17 protein-coding genes are annotated in these 16,440 nt (G+C 65.1%); 8 read left to right on the top strand and 9 right to left on the bottom strand.

The features are described from left to right. Positions 1-335: 335 nt before the first annotated feature. Positions 336-569 carry a hypothetical protein gene (locus I3J27_RS10355; RefSeq protein WP_270168355.1) on the bottom strand — a complete coding sequence of 78 codons (234 nt, stop codon included), beginning with the start codon at positions 567-569 and terminating at the stop codon, positions 336-338. A gap of 140 nt (positions 570-709) precedes the next feature. On the opposite strand from I3J27_RS10355, the gene I3J27_RS10350 reads away from it, so the two are divergent. From I3J27_RS10350 to I3J27_RS10340, 3 genes are all read left to right on the top strand, one after another. Beyond that, on the top strand, positions 710-1,054 hold the full coding sequence (locus I3J27_RS10350) for a DUF1236 domain-containing protein (protein ID WP_270168353.1): 345 nt from the start codon (positions 710-712) through the stop codon (positions 1,052-1,054). 344 nt (positions 1,055-1,398) lie between these two features. Next, entirely contained in the window at positions 1,399-2,856 is a 1,458-nt protein-coding gene (locus I3J27_RS10345) for a sensor histidine kinase (protein ID WP_270172671.1), read from the top strand. Between the two features lie 16 nt (positions 2,857-2,872). Then, positions 2,873-4,006 carry a mandelate racemase/muconate lactonizing enzyme family protein gene (locus I3J27_RS10340; protein ID WP_270168351.1) on the top strand — a complete coding sequence of 378 codons (1,134 nt, stop codon included), beginning with the start codon at positions 2,873-2,875 and terminating at the stop codon, positions 4,004-4,006. 76 nt (positions 4,007-4,082) lie between these two features. Here the strand turns inward: I3J27_RS10340 and I3J27_RS10335 are convergent, their stop codons facing one another. Both I3J27_RS10335 and I3J27_RS10330 read right to left on the bottom strand, forming a co-directional pair. Beyond that, the gene (locus I3J27_RS10335; RefSeq protein ID WP_270168349.1) at positions 4,083-4,814 is read right to left on the bottom strand and encodes a cytochrome c biogenesis CcdA family protein; all 732 of its coding nucleotides are present in this window, start codon (positions 4,812-4,814) and stop codon (positions 4,083-4,085) included. A gap of 205 nt (positions 4,815-5,019) precedes the next feature. Beyond that, positions 5,020-5,286, bottom strand: a complete 267-nt coding sequence (locus tag I3J27_RS10330; RefSeq protein WP_270168347.1) for a hypothetical protein — start codon at positions 5,284-5,286, stop codon at positions 5,020-5,022. A 486-nt stretch (positions 5,287-5,772) separates the two neighbouring features. Here I3J27_RS10330 and I3J27_RS10325 point away from each other — a divergent pair, with 486 nt between their 5' ends. From I3J27_RS10325 to I3J27_RS10305, 5 genes are all read left to right on the top strand, one after another. Then, positions 5,773-6,822: a LysR family transcriptional regulator gene (locus I3J27_RS10325; protein ID WP_270168345.1), complete on the top strand. Its 1,050-nt coding sequence runs from the start codon at positions 5,773-5,775 to the stop codon at positions 6,820-6,822. A gap of 29 nt (positions 6,823-6,851) precedes the next feature. After that, complete coding sequence (locus tag I3J27_RS10320) at positions 6,852-7,223, top strand: helix-turn-helix domain-containing protein (RefSeq protein WP_027546544.1); 372 nt, start codon at positions 6,852-6,854, stop codon at positions 7,221-7,223. A gap of 381 nt (positions 7,224-7,604) precedes the next feature. Continuing rightward, the gene (locus I3J27_RS10315; protein WP_270168341.1) at positions 7,605-8,951 is read left to right on the top strand and encodes a L,D-transpeptidase family protein; all 1,347 of its coding nucleotides are present in this window, start codon (positions 7,605-7,607) and stop codon (positions 8,949-8,951) included. Between the two features lie 110 nt (positions 8,952-9,061). Further along, a complete protein-coding gene (locus I3J27_RS10310) occupies positions 9,062-9,883 on the top strand; it encodes an enoyl-CoA hydratase (RefSeq protein ID WP_270168339.1) in 822 nt (273 codons plus the stop codon). Between the two features lie 103 nt (positions 9,884-9,986). Further along, positions 9,987-10,268 carry a hypothetical protein gene (locus I3J27_RS10305; protein ID WP_270168337.1) on the top strand — a complete coding sequence of 94 codons (282 nt, stop codon included), beginning with the start codon at positions 9,987-9,989 and terminating at the stop codon, positions 10,266-10,268. Positions 10,269-10,306: 38 nt separating this feature from the next. Here the strand turns inward: I3J27_RS10305 and I3J27_RS10300 are convergent, their stop codons facing one another. From I3J27_RS10300 to I3J27_RS10275, 6 genes are all read right to left on the bottom strand, one after another. Next, positions 10,307-11,386 carry an isocitrate/isopropylmalate dehydrogenase family protein gene (locus tag I3J27_RS10300; protein ID WP_270168335.1) on the bottom strand — a complete coding sequence of 360 codons (1,080 nt, stop codon included), beginning with the start codon at positions 11,384-11,386 and terminating at the stop codon, positions 10,307-10,309. Between the two features lie 137 nt (positions 11,387-11,523). Then, a complete protein-coding gene (locus I3J27_RS10295; protein WP_270168333.1) occupies positions 11,524-12,591 on the bottom strand; it encodes an alcohol dehydrogenase in 1,068 nt (355 codons plus the stop codon). An 81-nt stretch (positions 12,592-12,672) separates the two neighbouring features. Continuing rightward, a complete protein-coding gene (locus I3J27_RS10290; RefSeq protein WP_270168330.1) occupies positions 12,673-13,644 on the bottom strand; it encodes an ABC transporter ATP-binding protein in 972 nt (323 codons plus the stop codon). Further along, positions 13,641-14,633, bottom strand: coding sequence for an ABC transporter ATP-binding protein (locus I3J27_RS10285; RefSeq protein ID WP_270168328.1), 993 nt, complete (start codon positions 14,631-14,633; stop codon positions 13,641-13,643). The genes I3J27_RS10290 and I3J27_RS10285 overlap by 4 nt, the downstream gene beginning before the upstream one ends. Continuing rightward, positions 14,630-15,502: an ABC transporter permease gene (locus I3J27_RS10280; RefSeq protein WP_270168326.1), complete on the bottom strand. Its 873-nt coding sequence runs from the start codon at positions 15,500-15,502 to the stop codon at positions 14,630-14,632. The genes I3J27_RS10285 and I3J27_RS10280 overlap by 4 nt, the downstream gene beginning before the upstream one ends. Continuing rightward, positions 15,489-16,439 (bottom strand): ABC transporter permease, encoded by a 951-nt coding sequence (locus I3J27_RS10275; RefSeq protein WP_270168324.1) that lies wholly within the window; start codon positions 16,437-16,439, stop codon positions 15,489-15,491. Before I3J27_RS10275 ends, I3J27_RS10280 begins: the two co-directional genes overlap by 14 nt. Between the last annotated feature and the right edge of the window lies 1 nt (position 16,440).

The raw sequence follows: 16,440 nt of genomic DNA, 5'->3' as shown, positions 1-16,440 counted from the left end.
AGCCGGTATGCGGCTTGCGAGAGGCCAGCGTATGAAAAACGTCGGCGGGACGGAAGTCATTTCGCGTGCGCCGGAGATCCTCTTCGTCGCAGGGCTGCGAATGTAGGGCCTGCTGCACTGCAACTTGCGCCCTTGCCGGCGCACTGCAGGCCGCAGGATCGGCCCCCCGGCTCACAAGGACGACGGAAGACTTGCGGACCTGTGCAACGCACGCACAGATCCGCGCGCCTTCGACTACAAGCTCAATGGAAATGGCCAATCAAGTAGATGCCGCCGCCGATCACCAGCACGGCGGGCACGACCCATAAAATCAGGACTGGCATCCGTCATCCTCCTCAGTTCGACGTGCAGACCTTGACGGTCTTCATGCCGCTCTCGGCTTCGGTGCGCGACTTGTAGATCGTGCCCGAGGGGCTGACGACGGTCATGGTCGTGTCCATCGGCTTCTTGTCCACGATCGTGCACTTCTTCGTCTTGACGTCCTGCACGACGTAGAACTCGTCGGCCGCGAAAGCTGGCAGGGAAAAGGCAGCAACCATCAATGCTGCGGTGACAATCCTCAGCTTCATCTTGGTCTCCTCCAATTGCCGGGCGTTCCGCGCCCGGTCGACTCACAAACGGGAAAAACCGGCAATATGTTCCTAACCGTCAGGAACGCTGTCCGCGGTGAGATGTTGGTGCGGCGCTTATTCCGATTGAGGAGCACAGGATGAAAAAGCTGTTTTTGCTTTCCGCAGCGATGGTACTGATTTCGACCGGCGCGTTCGCGCAGTCCACCGTGGTCACCACCACCGGAACCGGTCATGCGGCGACCGTTCAGATCGAGCCGCAATATCGCACCAGGATCAAATCCTACGTCACCGAGCATCACCTGCGTCCGGTGACGACGAAGGAGAAGATCATCGTCGGCGCGACGGTTCCGAGCGAGGTCGAGCTTGAAGCCGTGCCGTCGGACTGGGGTCCGTCGCTCACGAAATATCGCTATGTCTATTCCGGCGAGCGCGTGATGCTGGTCGATCCCGGCACGCGGACCGTCGTCCAGGAAATCGATTGATCGAGACGTCACGGACGGCCTCCTCGATGGCGGCCGTCCTCCTGGAGTTGATTCCATGACATCGCATCGGGAAGCCCGATCGCCGGGCTCGGTTTGGCGGCCGTTTACGCCACGTGTCTGCTGCTGACCGCGTTCAGCATGATTTGAAGCGCGGACGCTCGCGACCGACCGCAAAATCCTGTCTCCGCGCTGCGCACCGGATGCGAAAATCGTGGCGCGGCGCAAGTCCTGCCCGTATGGTCTCGTCAAAATCATAATCCGGCGCCGTTGCGCTGGAACCGGGACGCCCGCGTTTGTCAAAGCTCACCCTGCCGGTCCGGCTCGCTCTCCTGGTATCGGGAACGATGTTGCCGCTGATCGTCTTTGCGGTTGGGCTTGCGTATTCCAATTATCGCCAGGACCGCAGCGATGCCACGCGCCGGGTGCTGGAGACGGTGCGCAGCATGCGCCTCGTGCTCGATTCCGAAGTGCAGCGGATGACGGGCGGCTTGCAGGTACTCGCGCTCAGCAGCGCCTTGCAAAGCGGTGACTTCGACGGCTTCCGGCGGCTGGCGGCCGGCTTCATCAGCCAGTATGGCGAGGACAGCGTCCTGCTGCTGGCCGACAGGTCGGGACATCAGCTATTTTCGACCGTCACGACAGAAACGACGAACCTGCCGCCTCGCAACAATCGCGAGATCGTCGAGCGGGTATTCGCGAGCAAGGCGCCGCAATATTCCGACCTGTTCACCGGCTCGACCAAGAAACGGCCGATCGTGACCGTCGAAGTTCCCGTGCTGCGCAACGACGAGGTCGTCTACGCGCTCTCCTTCAGCCCGCCGATCGCGACATTCCAGAAACTGGTCGAGCAGCAGCGACCGAACGATCAATGGACGGTGTCGCTGCTGGATACCAAGGGTCGCGTGTTCGCGCGCGCGCCCAACCCGGCCGAGACGTTCGGCAAGCAGGCCTCCGGCGCGCTGAGCGATGCGATGGCTCGGACCCCGGAGGCGACCCTCTCCACCGTCTCGCTCGACAGCGTCGCGCTGGCCTCCGCCTATACCAGGTCGCATCTGACCGGCTGGACGGTCGTGGCCGGTGTCGCCGAGAGCTCGCTGATCGCGCCGCTCTGGCGCAACATCGCGATCACCAGCCTGATCGGCGGCATCCTGCTGCTGGTCGGCCTCACCTTCGCGGTCAGGATGGCGACCACGATCGCGCGCGGCGAGATGCTGCACAATCTGCTGATCGATGAGCTCAACCATCGCGTCAAGAACACGCTGGCCCTGATGCAGGCGATCGCGGTGCAGACTTTCCGGACTTCGAGCCGGGAGGAGCGGGCCAAGTTCGAAGGGCGCCTGGGCGCGCTCGCCGAGGCGCATAATCTGCTGAGCCAGGAGAAATGGGCGGGCTCCGAGCTCCGGGACGTGATCGCCCGCGCGCTCCAGCCGTTCCTGCTGAGCAATCCCGATCGCATCCGGATGGCCGGCCCCGCGGTGCCGCTGTCGCCGCGACTCGCCGTGGTGCTGTCGATGATCGTGCACGAGATCGCCACCAACGCGGCCAAATACGGCGCGCTGTCCAACGAGACCGGCCGGGTGACGCTGGACTGGGCGGTCATCGCCGATACGCCGAAGCCGCGGCTGCGCCTGATCTGGACCGAAATCGGCGGCCCGCCGGTGACGGCGCCCGTGCAACGCGGTTTCGGCTCGCGCCTGATCGAGCGCAGCGCGCGCGATCAGCTCGGCGGTGAGGCAACCGTCGACTTCCTGCCGCGCGGCGTCGTCTGCACGGTGGTGTGCGCGCTGGACGAGGCGCGCTGAACGAGGGACATCGGCGATGAAGATTACCAAGGTTCGCACACATATCCTCGAGGCAAAGCTCTCGCAGCCCTTCGCCTACTCGCGCGCCTGGTACGACACGCGCACCGCGATGCTGGTCGAGATCGAGACCGATGACGGCCTGACCGGATGGGGCGAATGCTACGGGCCGGCGCGGATGACGGCGGCGGTGGTGCAGAGCATCGCGCCATGGCTGATCGGCGAGGATCCGCTGCGCACCGACGTGCTGTGGCAGATGGTCTACGCGCGCTTGCGCGATCACGGCCAGAAGGGCGTCGTGATCCAGGGACTGAGCGGCATCGACATCGCGCTGTGGGACATCAAGGGCAAGCATTTCGGCGTGCCCGCGCATCAGCTTCTCGGCGGCGCGGCGCGTAGAGAAGTGCCGGCCTACGCAACCGGCCTCTACCGGCGCAGGTCCGGAGATCCGCTCAAATATTTGCCGGAGGAAGCGGCCGGATACGTCGCGGAGGGATTCCGCGCCGTGAAGCTGAAGGTCGGCTTCGGCATCGCGGAGGATGCCGCGGTCACACGCGCGGTGCGCGAGGCGATCGGCCCCGACGTCGCGCTGATGGTCGATGCGAACCACGCCTACGACGCCGTCGCGGCGATTCGGCTCGGCCGCATGATCGAGCGTTACGACATCGGATGGTTCGAGGAGCCGGTGCCGCCGGAGGACGTTGCCGGATATCGCGCGGTGAAATCGGCGCTGACGATTCCGATCGCCGGCGGCGAATGCGAATTCACCCGCTTCGGCTTCCGCGACCTGTTCGCCTCGCATGCCCTCGACATCGCCCAGCCCGACACCTGCGCGGCCGGCGGCCTCTCCGAATGCAAGAAGATCGCCGACATGAGCGAGGCGTTCGGCATCCGCTACAATCCGCATGTCTGGGGCACCGGGATTGCGATCGCAGCCTCGCTCCAACTCCTCGCCGTACTGCCCTCGCACACGCCGACCTCGCTGGCGCCGCTCGAGCCCGTGCTCGAATTCGACCGCACCGAGCATCCGATCCGGCAGACGATCCTCAAACAGCCGATCGAGCACAAGAACGGCGTCGTGCGGGTGCCTGATGGGCCAGGTCTCGGGATCGAGATCGATCGCGAGGCGCTGGCGCGGTTCGCGGTGAATTAAGAGGCGCGCAAAATGCGCCGCCACTCAATCCGTGACAAACGCTTGAGCCCGATAAGCCCGTCCAATCGCATCCGCCCTACCCGATCGACTGCAACGCCGGGAACGTCTCCAGCAGCCAGATGCTCACATTCGACACCGCGCCGGTGAGGAAGCCGATGCCGGTGATGACCATCAGCACGCCCATGGCGCGCTCGACATTGACGAGATGCCCCTTCATGCGCGCGAACAGCTTTGAGAACTGCTCGATCATCAGCGCGGCGATCAGGAAGGGAATGCCGAGGCCCGCGGAATAGACCGCGAGCAGGCCCGCGCCCTTCGTCACCGTGGCCTCCGCCGCGGCGATCGAGAGGATCGCGGCGAGGATCGGGCCGATGCAGGGGGTCCAGCCGAAAGCGAAGGCGAGGCCCATGATGTAGGCGCCCCAGAGACCGACCGGCTTGGGGATCGGCAGCCGCCCCTCGCGCATCAACAGGCCGATCCGCGTCAGCCCCAGGAAGTGCAGACCCATGATGATGATGACGATGCCGGCGAGGATCGAGAGCTCGGCCGACCAGGCGCGGATCAGTCCGCCGACCAGCGAGGCACTGGCACCGAGCGCCACGAACACCGTGGAGAAGCCGAGCACGAACAGCACCGCGGCCATCATGATCGCACGCTTGGAGGCGGAGGCCTCCTCGTCGCTCTCGACATGCTCGATCGTGGCGCCCGTCAGATAGATCAGATAGGGCGGGACCAGAGGCAGGACGCAGGGAGAGAGGAAGCTGACGAGGCCGGCAATCAGCGCCGCCGGGATCGAAACATTTTGCATGATGCAGTCGGAGCCATCTCAGGCACCGGTACGGCACGCGGGGAACGCGCGCGGCCCGGAGCAAACCGGCTCTGGTGTAGCCGATGCCTGAGAATGCGCAACAGAGGCGCACAAAACCAGGGCTCCGCCCGATGCCGCCTGCAATCACAGATGCGGCATCGGGACGCGCACGAATCTCGCCAAAAAGCGAGATTCGGCGGCGCGGCTACTTCACCACGCGGAGCAGCGGACGCCGGGGCTGGTCCTGCGTCTGCTTGAAGGGGGGCTGCGGTTCGTTACCAGCGCTCCGCAGCATTTCGTCGCACAGCGCCTTGAGATCGGCACTGTCAATTCCTTTGAGCTTCATCCGCACGTCGAGGATGACGATGGACAGCAGCTCGGCCGATTCACGGCTGTTTATCTCATTGAGAACCTTGCGGCACTCCTCGAGCGTTTCCAGCACCGACTGCAACTGTTCGTCTGAATGCGACACCGGCGTTCTTTCCGTTAATTCGGCCTGCGAGACGTGATTATTGCAACGACCCCTTCGGCCCCCCTGGGGCGCCGAAGATAGCACGAGGCCACTGCGCCTCTGCACATGATTTCGGTATGTTTCTGCCTTGAAATCGCGATTCCCGCACGCATCGTTCCGCCGCGCCATTGGCGATTGCCGGAGCGGTCCGAGGTCAAACGCATTGCGTGTCGTGATTGATCCATCGCGAAAGGCTGCACTGGCGTTCGCGCCAGAACGTCCACTGCGGACAGCGCCGACAATCCCGTAGCCATTTTAGGGCTCGCAACGGAACTCACGCCACACCCCTCATACGAGCGATAAATCCGCCCGATTCCCAGCCCTTGGCAGCACTCCAATACCGCCCACGGCACAGTAAGGATGACGTTCAAAACCCGTCACCCCGCAACCCGCCGTGGTTGTGGTTTGCGCCAGATTCTGCCAGTTTAGCAATCTGAAGGGACTTGTATGCACTCCTTGGCGGAAAGGGGCGTTCCACTGGAAGAACGCCCAAAGATCAATATCAGCGGCCTCTCCGATTGGGATGCGGCCCGCATATTCCTGGAAGTCGTTCGACGCGGCAGTTTCCGTTCGGCGGCCGAACGCCTCTCGCTGTCGATCAACGCCGTCCGCCGCCGGATCGATGATTTCGAACGCCAGACCGGCACCACCCTTTTCACCCGCGACGTCCATGGTACGCATCTGACCGACGAAGGCGCGCTGGTGGTCTCCGCTGTCGAGCGCATGGAGGCGGCTGCCTTCGACGTGCTGCGCACCAGCGATTCGACGGCCAACGCCCTGTCCGGCGAGGTCCGCGTCGCCGTGACCGAGGGCCTGGGTACGTTCTGGCTCGCCCCGCGGCTGGTCGAATTCCAGCAGACCTATCCGAAGATCCTGGTGGATCTGCATTGCGCGATGCGCTCGGCCGACGTCTCCCGTCACGAGGCCGACGTCGCCATCCATCTGTCGCGTCCCTCGGCGCTCGACGTCAAGCTGGTGCGGCTCGGCCGCATGCATCTGATGTTCTGGGCTTCGGAAAAATACCTCGAGAAACACGGCACGCCGCGCTCGGCCCTCGAATTGATCAAGCACCGCCTGGTGCTGCAATTCGCCGACCAGCTCGCTGCCAAGGAAACTTTCGAGAGCTTCTTCCCTGGCGTTCCGGAGCGTGACCTTCTGGTCATGAAGACCAACGTCTCGAGCGCCAACTACTGGGCGGTCGCGAATGGCGCCGGCATCGGCGTATTCCCGAGCTACGCCATTGCGCTTGGCGGGAAGTTGATTCCACTGGAGGTCGAGTTGAACCGATCGCTGGATATCTGGTTGTCCTACCATCCCGGTAGCGGCAGGATTCCACGCGTGCGGCACATGATTGACTGGCTGATCGAAGCTTTCAATCCGGCTCGCTTCCCGTGGTTTAAGGAAGAGTTCGTGCATCCGCATGAATTCAAGGACTCGTATATGGGCGAACCCCTGACCCAGCTCTTCGGGGGATTTTCAACCGAAGAACAAAGGTGAAAACGAAGATGAAAGCAGCGGCGAAGAGAATGAAGCAGCGCAGTGCCGGCAAGCCGGACATCGAGCTCGGCAAGCGGATCCGTCTGCGCCGCGTCGAGATGAAGATCTCGCAGGCTGAGCTCGGCGAAAAGCTCGGCGTCAGCTTCCAGCAGGTCCAGAAATACGAGAAGGGCGTCAATCGCGTCGGCGCGGCTCGGCTTCAGCAGATCGCCTCCGCCCTCGATGTGCCCGTGACCTTCTTCTATGACGGCGACAACAAGGCGCGCGAAGTGGAGAGCCTGCTCTTCCTCGACAGCGCCTTCAGCCTCCGGCTGCTGCGCGCCTACAGCAAGATCAAGGACCAGACGGTGCAGCGTCAGCTCGTCTCGCTGATGGAATCGATCGCGGCGAACGAGGCCTGAGCCGACCGGCGTTCGCGCCTTTTCGGCCGATGTTCAATCCGCCGCGTCACGGGGGCGCGGCCGGATTGAACGAATCCGGGCTTGCGTGCCATTCGCGCGCAGCCTTTGCCTGATCAGGGCGGCTTGGCCGCCCTTTTTTCTTGTCCGCCTGCCCCACCATTCGTCGCGGATTCGCGAACCCATCCCGCCCCTTCTGCGACCCAATCGAGAAGCCCCGCATCGGACGCGCAGGGCTTTCGACGGCCGTGCTTAATGGGACCTCAACTCCGGGACTCTAACGTCCCGCCGATTTCACCAATCGGCGCACGCGGCGCGGCGACCGGGAATTGCCAATGCGAGTGCCCGTCCGGGCCTCGTTCTCATGGGGAAGATGGGGACCACATGTCGAAACGCCATGCGATGATCATTGCCGCCGGCGTGCTCGCGAGCGCCTCCGCGCTGGCGCAGACCGAAACCATCGGACAGGCGGGGCAAAGGCCGGCGACGGCCGGCACGGTGCCGGCGGCCGCGAACCCGGCCCATGCGCCCGCGCCAAAAGCCGCCGCGTCGGCTTCGGCCTCTACGCCGGAGGGCCGCTCGGCCGCAGCCCTCGCGATGACGCACGAGCCGACCTACGACGAGGGCAGCGCGCAACGAATCAGGGACGCCGCGCTGAGCTATTCCGACATTGCCGTGCGCGGCGGCTGGCCGACGCTCCCGGCGGACGCCAAATTCGCGCCCGGCGTCCAGGGCGCCAATGACGATCTCTTGCGCAAGCGGCTGATCCTCTCCGGCGATCTCGCCGCCGACAAGACCAGCGGTGCCTTCGACCAGGACCTTGCGGATGCAGTGAAGCGCTTCCAGGCCCGCCATGGGCTGGCGCCGACCGGCATCATGACGCCGCGCACGATTGCGGCGATGAACGTCTCCGTGCAGAAGCGCATCCGGCAGCTCGAGGCTTCGCTGCAGCGGCTCGAGAACATGAATTTCGGCTTCGGCCAGCGCTATGTCGTGGTCAACATCCCCGCCGCCTTCGCCGAAGCCGTCGAGAACGACGTCGTGGTGCGGCGCTATCGCGTCATCGTCGGCAAGACCGAAAAGCCCTCGCCGACGCTGACGGCCCAGATCACCAGCGTCGTGCTCAACCCGACCTGGACGGTGCCCTCCTCAATCGCCAAGACCGAGATCTCGGCACATATGCGCAAGGATCCGACCTATCTGTCGCGCATGCACATGGAGGTGCTCGACGCCCACGACAATCCGATCGATCCGCATTCGGTCGACTGGTCGGGCACGCGCACGCCGAACTTCACGGTGCGCCAGCACAACGGCACCTTCAACGCGCTCGGCGCGGTGAAGATCGACATGCCGAACGCCTACTCGGTCTACATGCACGACACCAACCAGCGCAATCTGTTCAGCGACGACTATCGCTTCGATTCCCACGGCTGCTCGCGCGTCGACAATGTGCGCGATCTCGCCGCCTGGCTGCTCAAGGACCAGCCGAAATGGAGCCGCGCCGCGATCGATGCGGAGATCGCGAGCGGCCAGCACCTCGACGTCGCGATGGCGAAGAAAGTGCCGGTGGCCTGGATCTATCTCACGGCCTGGATGACCAGGGACCAGACCGTCCAGTTCCGCAACGACGTCTATAACCAGGACGAGCAGCTCCTGGAGGCGACCGCCGAAGAAGCAGCGTTCTTCAGCAATGCCGGCAGCCATCCCCTGACAGCGCACATGACGCGCTAGAGCAATGCAATCGCGGCACAGGCGGATGCAAAGCCGGATCCCCTGCCACGGTTGACCCGGGTCTCGCCGCGGCCGCACATTGCGCCTCGCCAACGACAAGCGAGCGCGCGATGCCCGAGATTTCCAGCACGACCGAAACACCTTACGCCGACGGCAAGATCCTCAAGCATGCCGCAGGCGGCGTCGGCGTGATCACCTTCAACAATCCCGGCAAGCGCAACGCGATGTCGCTGGAGATGTGGGAGGGATTTGGCGAGGCGCTGACGGCCTTGCGCGACGACGACACGGTGCGCGTCGTGATCCTGCGCGGCGCCGGCGGCCAGGCCTTCGTGTCGGGCGCCGACATCAGCCAGTTTGAGAAGGTCAGGCACAACGCGGCCGCGTCCGAGGAATATGCCAGGCGCAGCGCGGCCCAGCGCGCGCTGCTCGCCGACTATCCCAAGCCGACCATCGCCTGCATCCAGGGCTTTTGCCTCGGCGGCGGCATGCAGGTCGCGATGCTCGCAGACATCCGCCTTGCCGCACATGGCAGCCAGTTCGGCATTCCCGCCGCCAGGCTCGGCATCGCCTATGGCTATGACGGGCTCAAGCACCTGGTGTCGCTGGTCGGCCCGTCCTGGGCACGGCTGTTGATGTACACGGGCATGCGGATCGATTCCGCCGAGGCGCTGCGCATCGGATTGGTCGAGCGCGTGTTCCCCGCCGATCAACTCTGGGGCGAGACCATGACGATTGCCGAGACGATCTCGCAGAACGCACCGCTCGCGATCAAGGCGGCCAGGATCACCATCGCCCAGGTGCTGAAGGACGAGAGCCAGCGCGACATGGACGCGATCAGGGCGATCGGCATTGCCTGCATGGACAGCGCGGATTTTCGCGAGGGCCGGCAGGCCTTCATGGAGAAGCGCAGACCGCAGTTCCAGGGGAAGTAAGCTGAACCTTTATTCAGGAAGATTAAATTCCTTGCGCAGCTCACCGCTGTAGCAACCAGTTGATCCGTCGAAAGTTCTCTCGCCAGCAACGAGGGAGATCACGATGAAACTCAAATTTGCTGTGCTCGGTCTGGCTGCCTTGGGCGGTGCGGCGCTCGCCTCGGGTCCGGCGCTCGCGGCGATGCCGAACGGCATTCCGCAGGCGGACAAGATCGCGAGCGGCCCCGCCGCCGACGTCGATCAGGTGCGCTGGGTCTGTAACCCCTGGGGCCGCTGCTTCTGGCGCCCCAACTATTACGGTGCCTACGGCTACTACGGCGGCCCGCGACGCTTTTACGGCCCGCGTCCGTGGGGCTACGGCCATCACCACTGGCGCCGCTGGTGAACGACGAAGGGGCCGCAAGGCCCCTTCTCTTTGATTGACTACAGTGCGGCCAGCACCGCCTTCGTGATGTCGGCCGTCCCGTTGCTGCCGCCGAACTCCATCGGCTTGATGCCGCCGGCATAGACCTGATCCACCGCACGCTCGATCGTCTCGCCGGCTTCCGCCGCGCTCTCGACGCCGTGCTTGTCGGCGAGCCAGTCCAGCATCATCGCCGCCGACAGGATCATGCCGGTGGGATTGGCCTTGCCCTGCCCCATGATATCAGGCGCGGTGCCGTGGCACGGCTGGAACACCGCGTATTTGTCGCCGATGTCGGCCGACGGCGCCATGCCGAGGCCACCGATCAGGCTGGCGGTGATGTCGGAGACGATGTCGCCGAACATGTTCTCCATCACCATCACGTCGAAATCCCAGGGACGCTTCACCAGCATCGCCGAACAGGCGTCGACATAGAGCCGGTCGGTCTTCACCTCGGGATGCCTCTTCTCGATCTCGTCGAAGATGCTGCGGAAGAAGGCAAACGCCTTGAACACGTTGGCCTTGTCGACGCAGGTGAGCATCCCCGGCTTGCCGCGCGCCTTGCGCCGTTCGGCCAGGCGAAACGAGAATTCGAACAGCCGCTCGGAGGTCCTGCGCGTGATCACCATGGTCTCGCGCGCGTCCTCATGGGTGACGACGCCCTTGCCCATCGATGCGAACAGGCCTTCGGTGGACTCCCTGATGACGACGAGGTCGATGCCGCGCTGGTCGGCGCCGACTATCGGGCTCGGCACGCCCGGAATGAGCCGCGCCGGACGCACGCCGGCATAGAGATCGAAGATGAAGCGCAGCTCGATCTGCGGCGCGATCTCAGTATTGTCGGGATAGCGCACCGATGGCAGCCCGCAGGCGCCGAGCAGGATCGCGTCGGCCTCCTCGCAGAGCTTGATCGTCGAGTCGGGCATCGACTTGCCGGTGGCCAGATAATTGGTCGCGCCCGCGGGCGCCTCGGTGAAGCGGAAGCTCAAGCCGGATTTCTGCTCGATCTTGCGCAGGACCTCGATGGCCGGCGCCATGACCTCAGGGCCGATGCCGTCACCGGCGAGCACGGCAATGTGGAAGGCGTTGTTTGCAGACATGGGGGGTTCCTGAGAGGAAGGTCAGAGTGATCTCGTCATTGCGAGGAGCCCTTGCGACGAAGCAATCCAGACTGTCTCCGCGGAAAGACTCTGGATTGCTTCGCTACACTCGCAATGACGAAGGAGAGAGCGGCGATTTACGGCGTCAGCACCGTGCGCCCGACCACCGCGCCCTGCTGCAATTGCACCAGCGCGTCGTTGGCCCTGTTGAGCGGCGCCGTCGTCACCGGGATCGGCGGCACCTTCTTCGTGCGGACGAGATCGAGCAGTTCCTGCGTCTCGCGCAGATTGCCGACATAGCTGCCCTGGATCGTCACCGCCTTGATCGGGATCAGCGGCAGTGCCCAGGTCGCGCCGCCGCCGAACAGGCCGACGATGACGAGCTTGCCGCCCTTGGTTAGGCAGTCGAAGCCGAGCTGCGTCGTCGCGGCGTTGCCGACGAGGTCAATCACGGCGCGGATCGGTCCGCCTGCTTTCTTGGCGAGTTGCTCCAGCGCATCCGGGGCCTTGGGATCGACGGTCGCAAGCGCACCAGCCTTCTCGGCGGCCTCGCGCTTCCTGGCGTCGATGTCGACCATGATCGCGCCCTTGCCGCCCATCGCCTTGAGGAGCGACAGCGCCATCAGGCCGAGGCCGCCGGCGCCGAACATTACGATCGGCGTGTCGAAGTGCTGCTCGATCTTCTTCAGCGCGCTGTAGGTGGTGACGCCCGAGCAGGCATAGGGCGCGGTCGTCGCGGGGTCGAGACCTTTCAAATTGAGCAGATAGCGCGGATGCGGCACCAGCATGTGGTCGGAATAGCCGCCGTCGCAATAAACGCCGAGCGAGCGCGGCGTCAGGCACATGTTCTCGTCACCGGCGAGGCACGTCGCGCATTTGCCGCAGCCGATCCAGGGATAGACCAGGCCGACATCGCCGAGCTTGAGATCGCCCTGGTCGGTTGGCTTCACGTCGGGGCCGAAGGCTGCGATTTCGCCAACGGTCTCATGACCCATCGTCAGCGGCAGATTGATGCCGCGGTCTTTCAGGGAGAGCGGCTTGCGGCCATGGCCGAGATCGTAACCGCCTTCCCAGATGTGGAGATCGCTGTGGCAGACGCCGGCGGCCTTCACCTTGATCAGCACCTGTGTGCCCGACGGCTGCGGCGTCACCTCGTCGAATTCCTTCAGCGGCGCCTTGAAATCGGCAACCTTGAAACTCTTCATCGACGTCCTCCCGCATGCTTCTCGTTGTCGCGCCACCATGCCATGGCCGGCGGGGCGAGACAAATCCGCGCCCGTCTTAGTTTACGCCAGCGGATGGTGGCAAGCCGCGAACTGGCCGGGCGCGACCTCGCGCAACTCGGGTATCTCCGCGCTGCAACGCTGATCGGCGCGCGGGCAACGGGTCCGGAAGCGGCAGCCGGACGGCGGTGCAATCGGCGATGGCGGCTCGCCGGTTGCCACACTCTCGGCGGGACGAACGTCCGGATCGGGCACCGGGATCGCCTGCAGCAGGAGATTTGTGTAGGGATGGACAGGTCTCGCAAACAATTGCTCGGACAGTCCGACCTCGCAGAGCCGGCCGAGATACATCACCGCGACGCGGTCGCTGACGGCTTTGACCACCGCGAGATCATGCGCGATGAACAGCAGCGTCAGGCCGAAGCGCGCTTTCATCTCCTCCAGCAGATTGAGGATCTGCGCGCGGATGGAGACGTCGAGCGCCGAGACCGGCTCGTCGCAGACGATGAATTCAGGATTGAGCACCAGCGACCGCGCAATGCAGATGCGCTGGCACTGGCCGCCGGAGAATTCGTGCGGCAGACGGCCTGCCACGAGGTCAGGGTCGAGCCCGACCGCAGAAAGCACCTCATGAACGCGCCGCTTGCGCTCAGTGGCATCCCTGACACCGGCGATGATCAGCGGCTCGGCCACGATGTCGCCGATGCGCCGGCGCGGGTTGAGCGAGGCAATCGGATCCTGGAAAATGAGCTGGACGCGGCGGCGCATCTTTCGCAGCGCCTCGCCCTCCATTGCGGTGAGATCCTCGCCGTCGAACAGCACGCGGCCTGATCTGGCGCGGCGCAATTGCAGCACTGCGCGTCCCAGCGTCGACTTGCCGCAGCCGGATTCGCCCACCAGTCCCAGCGTCTCGCCACGCGCGACCTGGAGGCTGACGCCGGAGACCGCGTGCACCGTCTTGTTGCCGAGGCCATATTCGACGACGAGATTGTCGACGTTCAAGAGCGGCGCATCGCGCACGGCCAACTGCATCATGCGCCGATCCCTTCCGTCATCTGGATCGGGTGGAAACAGGCGTAGAGATGACCCGGCAACTCCGCGCCCTTCAATTCGGGCTTCGCCCCATGGCAGCGCCCGGTGGCATAGCGGCAGCGCGGCGCGAAGGAGCAGCCCTTCAGCGGCCGGGTCGGATCGGGCGAACGGCCGGAGATGGCGGGCAGCGGCGTGTGCGGCGCGGTCTCGAGCTTCGGGATCGCCGCCAGCAGCGCCTCGGTGTAGGGCATGTGCATGCGCTTGAACAATGCCTGCGTCGGCGCGCGCTCGACCACCCTGCCCGCATACATCACGGCGACCTCGTCGGCGCGGCCGGCGACCACGCCGAGATCGTGGGTGATGATGATCATCGCCATGTGGCGGCGGCGCTGCTCGCGCGCGAGCAGATCGAGGATCTGCGCCTGGATGGTGACGTCGAGCGCCGTGGTGGGCTCGTCCGCGATCAGCAGTTTCGGCTCGCAGGACAGCGCGATCGCAATCGCGATGCGCTGGCGCATGCCGCCGGAACATTGATGCGGATATTGCGCAAGCCGCTGCTCCGGCGCGGGGATGCCGACGGCGGCGAGCAGGTCGATGCCCCGCTTGCGCGCCGCCGGCGCATCGAGCTCGAGGTGCTCCTGGATCGTCTCCATCAGCTGGGTGCCGATGGTGAGCACCGGGTTGAGGGAGGTCATGGGATCCTGGAACACGACCGCGAGGTCGCGCCCCCGCAGGCGCCGCAGGCGTTCCGCATCGAGCCGCACCAGATCCTGACCGCCGAACATCACGCGTCCCGTCAGCTTCGCCTTCTTCGGCAGCAGCTGAAGCACCGCACGCGACAGCATGGTCTTGCCGCAGCCGGATTCGCCGACGATGCCGAGCGTACGGCCCGCCTCCAGCGACAGGTCGACATGGTCGACAGCGCGCAAATTGCCGCGCGGGGTCGGCAGCTCGACCGCGACGTCCTCGATGGTCAGCAGCGGCACGCTCACAGCGCCCCCTGACGCGGGTCGGTGAGGGCCCGCATGGTATCGCCGACCAGGTTGAACGCCAGCACGGTCAGGAACAGCCCTGCCGCCGGCAGGAAGGCCAGCCGCGGCGCGACGTCGAGGCTGTCGCGCCCTTCCCCGATCATGCTGCCCCAGCTCGCCATCGGCGGCGGCACGCCGAGACCGAGGAACGACAGCGCGCCCTCGACCACGATGGTGACGGCGACGCCGAGCAGGAAGAAGGCGAGCAGCGGCAGGATCACGTTCGGCAGCAGCTCGCGCAGCAGGATGCGCGCATGGCTGGCCCCTAGCGCTTCGGCCGCGATCACGAACTCGCGTCGCGCCAGGCTCAGCGTCGCCGCGCGCGCCACGCGCATGAAGGCGGGAATGCCGAGCACGCCGAGAATGATGGTGAGATTGGGAATCGATTGGCCGAGATAGGCGACCACGGCGAGCGCGAAGATCAGCGGCGGAAAGGCCAGCAGCACGTCCATGCTGCCGACCACCAGCGTCTCGAACCGGCCCCGGAAATAGCCGGCAAGCAGGCCGATCGCACCGCCGAAAACCAGCCCGATCATCGGCGCGAGCAGACCCACCGTCAGCGAGACCCGTGCGCCAAAGATCAGCCGGGCGAATTCGTCGCGGCCGAGCCCGTCGGTGCCGAGCCAGTGCTCGGTGGAGAACGCGGCACGGCGCTCCAGCATGTCCATGTCGACAGGGTTCTGCAGCGGCAGCACCGGCGCGAGGATCGCAAGCGCAAGGATGATCGCGAGCCAGGCGCTCGCGAACCAGAACAACAGGCCGAGCTTGCGCGTGCGGCGAACCGGCGCGGCCGTCGCCTCGTCCTGGATTGACAGCTCAAGCGTGGCCATGACGGATCCTCGGATCGAGCACGGCGTAGAGCATGTCGACGATGAAATTGACGATGACGAAGCCGCAGGCGACCAGCAGCACCACGCCCTGAAGGATGACGAGGTCGCGGGTGTAGATCGCCCCGACCAAGAGCCGGCCGATGCCGGGCAGCGCGAAGATCGATTCCACGATCAGCGTGCCGCCGAGCAGGCGGCCGATATTGATGCCTGTCACCGTCACCAGGGTCAGCGACGATGGCTTCAGCGCGTGCACGAACAGGATGCGGGAAGGCTTGAGGCCTTTTGCTTTCGCGAGCGCGATGTAGTCCTCCTGCAAGGTCGCGATCATGTCGGAGCGCAGCACCCGCATGATGCCCGGCCATTCCGCCAGCGCCAGCGTCAGCGCCGGCAGCACGAAGAAGCGCAAATTGGAAAGCGGCGCCTCGGTGAACGGCACATAGCCCGTCGCCGGCAGCCAGTGCAGCTCGACGGCGAACAGATAGATCAGCAGGATCGCGACCAGGAAGGACGGCATCGACAGCATGGCGAAGGCGCTGCCGGTCATGAAGCGGTCGAACGCGCCGCCGGCGCGCGCGGCGCAGGCGATCGCAACGGGAACGCCGATCAGGAGCCCGATGAACTCGGCCATCAGCATCAGCTCGAGCGAAACCGGTATACGCTCGGAAACCGCCTGGAGCACCGTCTGCCCGGTGCGGAACGAACGGCCGAGATCGCCTTGCAGCACGTGCCCGAGCCAGCTCAGGTAACGCCACCACAGCGGCTGATCCAGCCCCATGTCACGCCGCAACGCCGCGACATTCTCCGGCGTCGCCTGGTCGCCGAGGATGACGAGAGCGAGATCGCCCGGCAGCAGCGAAGCGATCAGGAACGTGAGCAGCGAGACGGCAAGCAACACCGGCAGGATGGCAAGCAGCCGCCGAACGACGAAGTTCAGCATC

It is taken from the genome of Bradyrhizobium xenonodulans, assembly GCF_027594865.1.
Lineage (GTDB): Bacteria > Pseudomonadota > Alphaproteobacteria > Rhizobiales > Xanthobacteraceae > Bradyrhizobium > Bradyrhizobium xenonodulans.
The sequence above is the reverse complement of the archived record's forward strand: the minus strand, read 5'-3'. Positions and strand labels throughout refer to the sequence as shown.

Bases quoted from the DNA above. Each gene is read 5' to 3' on its own strand.
- I3J27_RS10300 (WP_270168335.1), bottom strand. From the start codon at position 11,386: ATGTCTGCAAACAACGCCTTCCACATTGCCGTGCTCGCCGGTGACGGC.
- I3J27_RS10310 (WP_270168339.1), top strand. From the start codon at position 9,062: ATGCCCGAGATTTCCAGCACGACCGAAACACCTTACGCCGACGGCAAG.
- I3J27_RS10315 (WP_270168341.1), top strand. From the start codon at position 7,605: ATGTCGAAACGCCATGCGATGATCATTGCCGCCGGCGTGCTCGCGAGC.
- I3J27_RS10340 (WP_270168351.1), top strand. From the start codon at position 2,873: ATGAAGATTACCAAGGTTCGCACACATATCCTCGAGGCAAAGCTCTCG.
- I3J27_RS10295 (WP_270168333.1), bottom strand. From the start codon at position 12,591: ATGAAGAGTTTCAAGGTTGCCGATTTCAAGGCGCCGCTGAAGGAATTC.
- I3J27_RS10325 (WP_270168345.1), top strand. From the start codon at position 5,773: ATGCACTCCTTGGCGGAAAGGGGCGTTCCACTGGAAGAACGCCCAAAG.
- I3J27_RS10280 (WP_270168326.1), bottom strand. From the start codon at position 15,502: ATGGCCACGCTTGAGCTGTCAATCCAGGACGAGGCGACGGCCGCGCCG.
- I3J27_RS10350 (WP_270168353.1), top strand. From the start codon at position 710: ATGAAAAAGCTGTTTTTGCTTTCCGCAGCGATGGTACTGATTTCGACC.
- I3J27_RS10305 (WP_270168337.1), top strand. From the start codon at position 9,987: ATGAAACTCAAATTTGCTGTGCTCGGTCTGGCTGCCTTGGGCGGTGCG.
- I3J27_RS10335 (WP_270168349.1), bottom strand. From the start codon at position 4,814: ATGCAAAATGTTTCGATCCCGGCGGCGCTGATTGCCGGCCTCGTCAGC.
- I3J27_RS10290 (WP_270168330.1), bottom strand. From the start codon at position 13,644: ATGATGCAGTTGGCCGTGCGCGATGCGCCGCTCTTGAACGTCGACAAT.
- I3J27_RS10320 (WP_027546544.1), top strand. From the start codon at position 6,852: ATGAAGCAGCGCAGTGCCGGCAAGCCGGACATCGAGCTCGGCAAGCGG.
- I3J27_RS10355 (WP_270168355.1), bottom strand. From the start codon at position 569: ATGAAGCTGAGGATTGTCACCGCAGCATTGATGGTTGCTGCCTTTTCC.
- I3J27_RS10275 (WP_270168324.1), bottom strand. From the start codon at position 16,439: ATGCTGAACTTCGTCGTTCGGCGGCTGCTTGCCATCCTGCCGGTGTTG.
- I3J27_RS10345 (WP_270172671.1), top strand. From the start codon at position 1,399: ATGTTGCCGCTGATCGTCTTTGCGGTTGGGCTTGCGTATTCCAATTAT.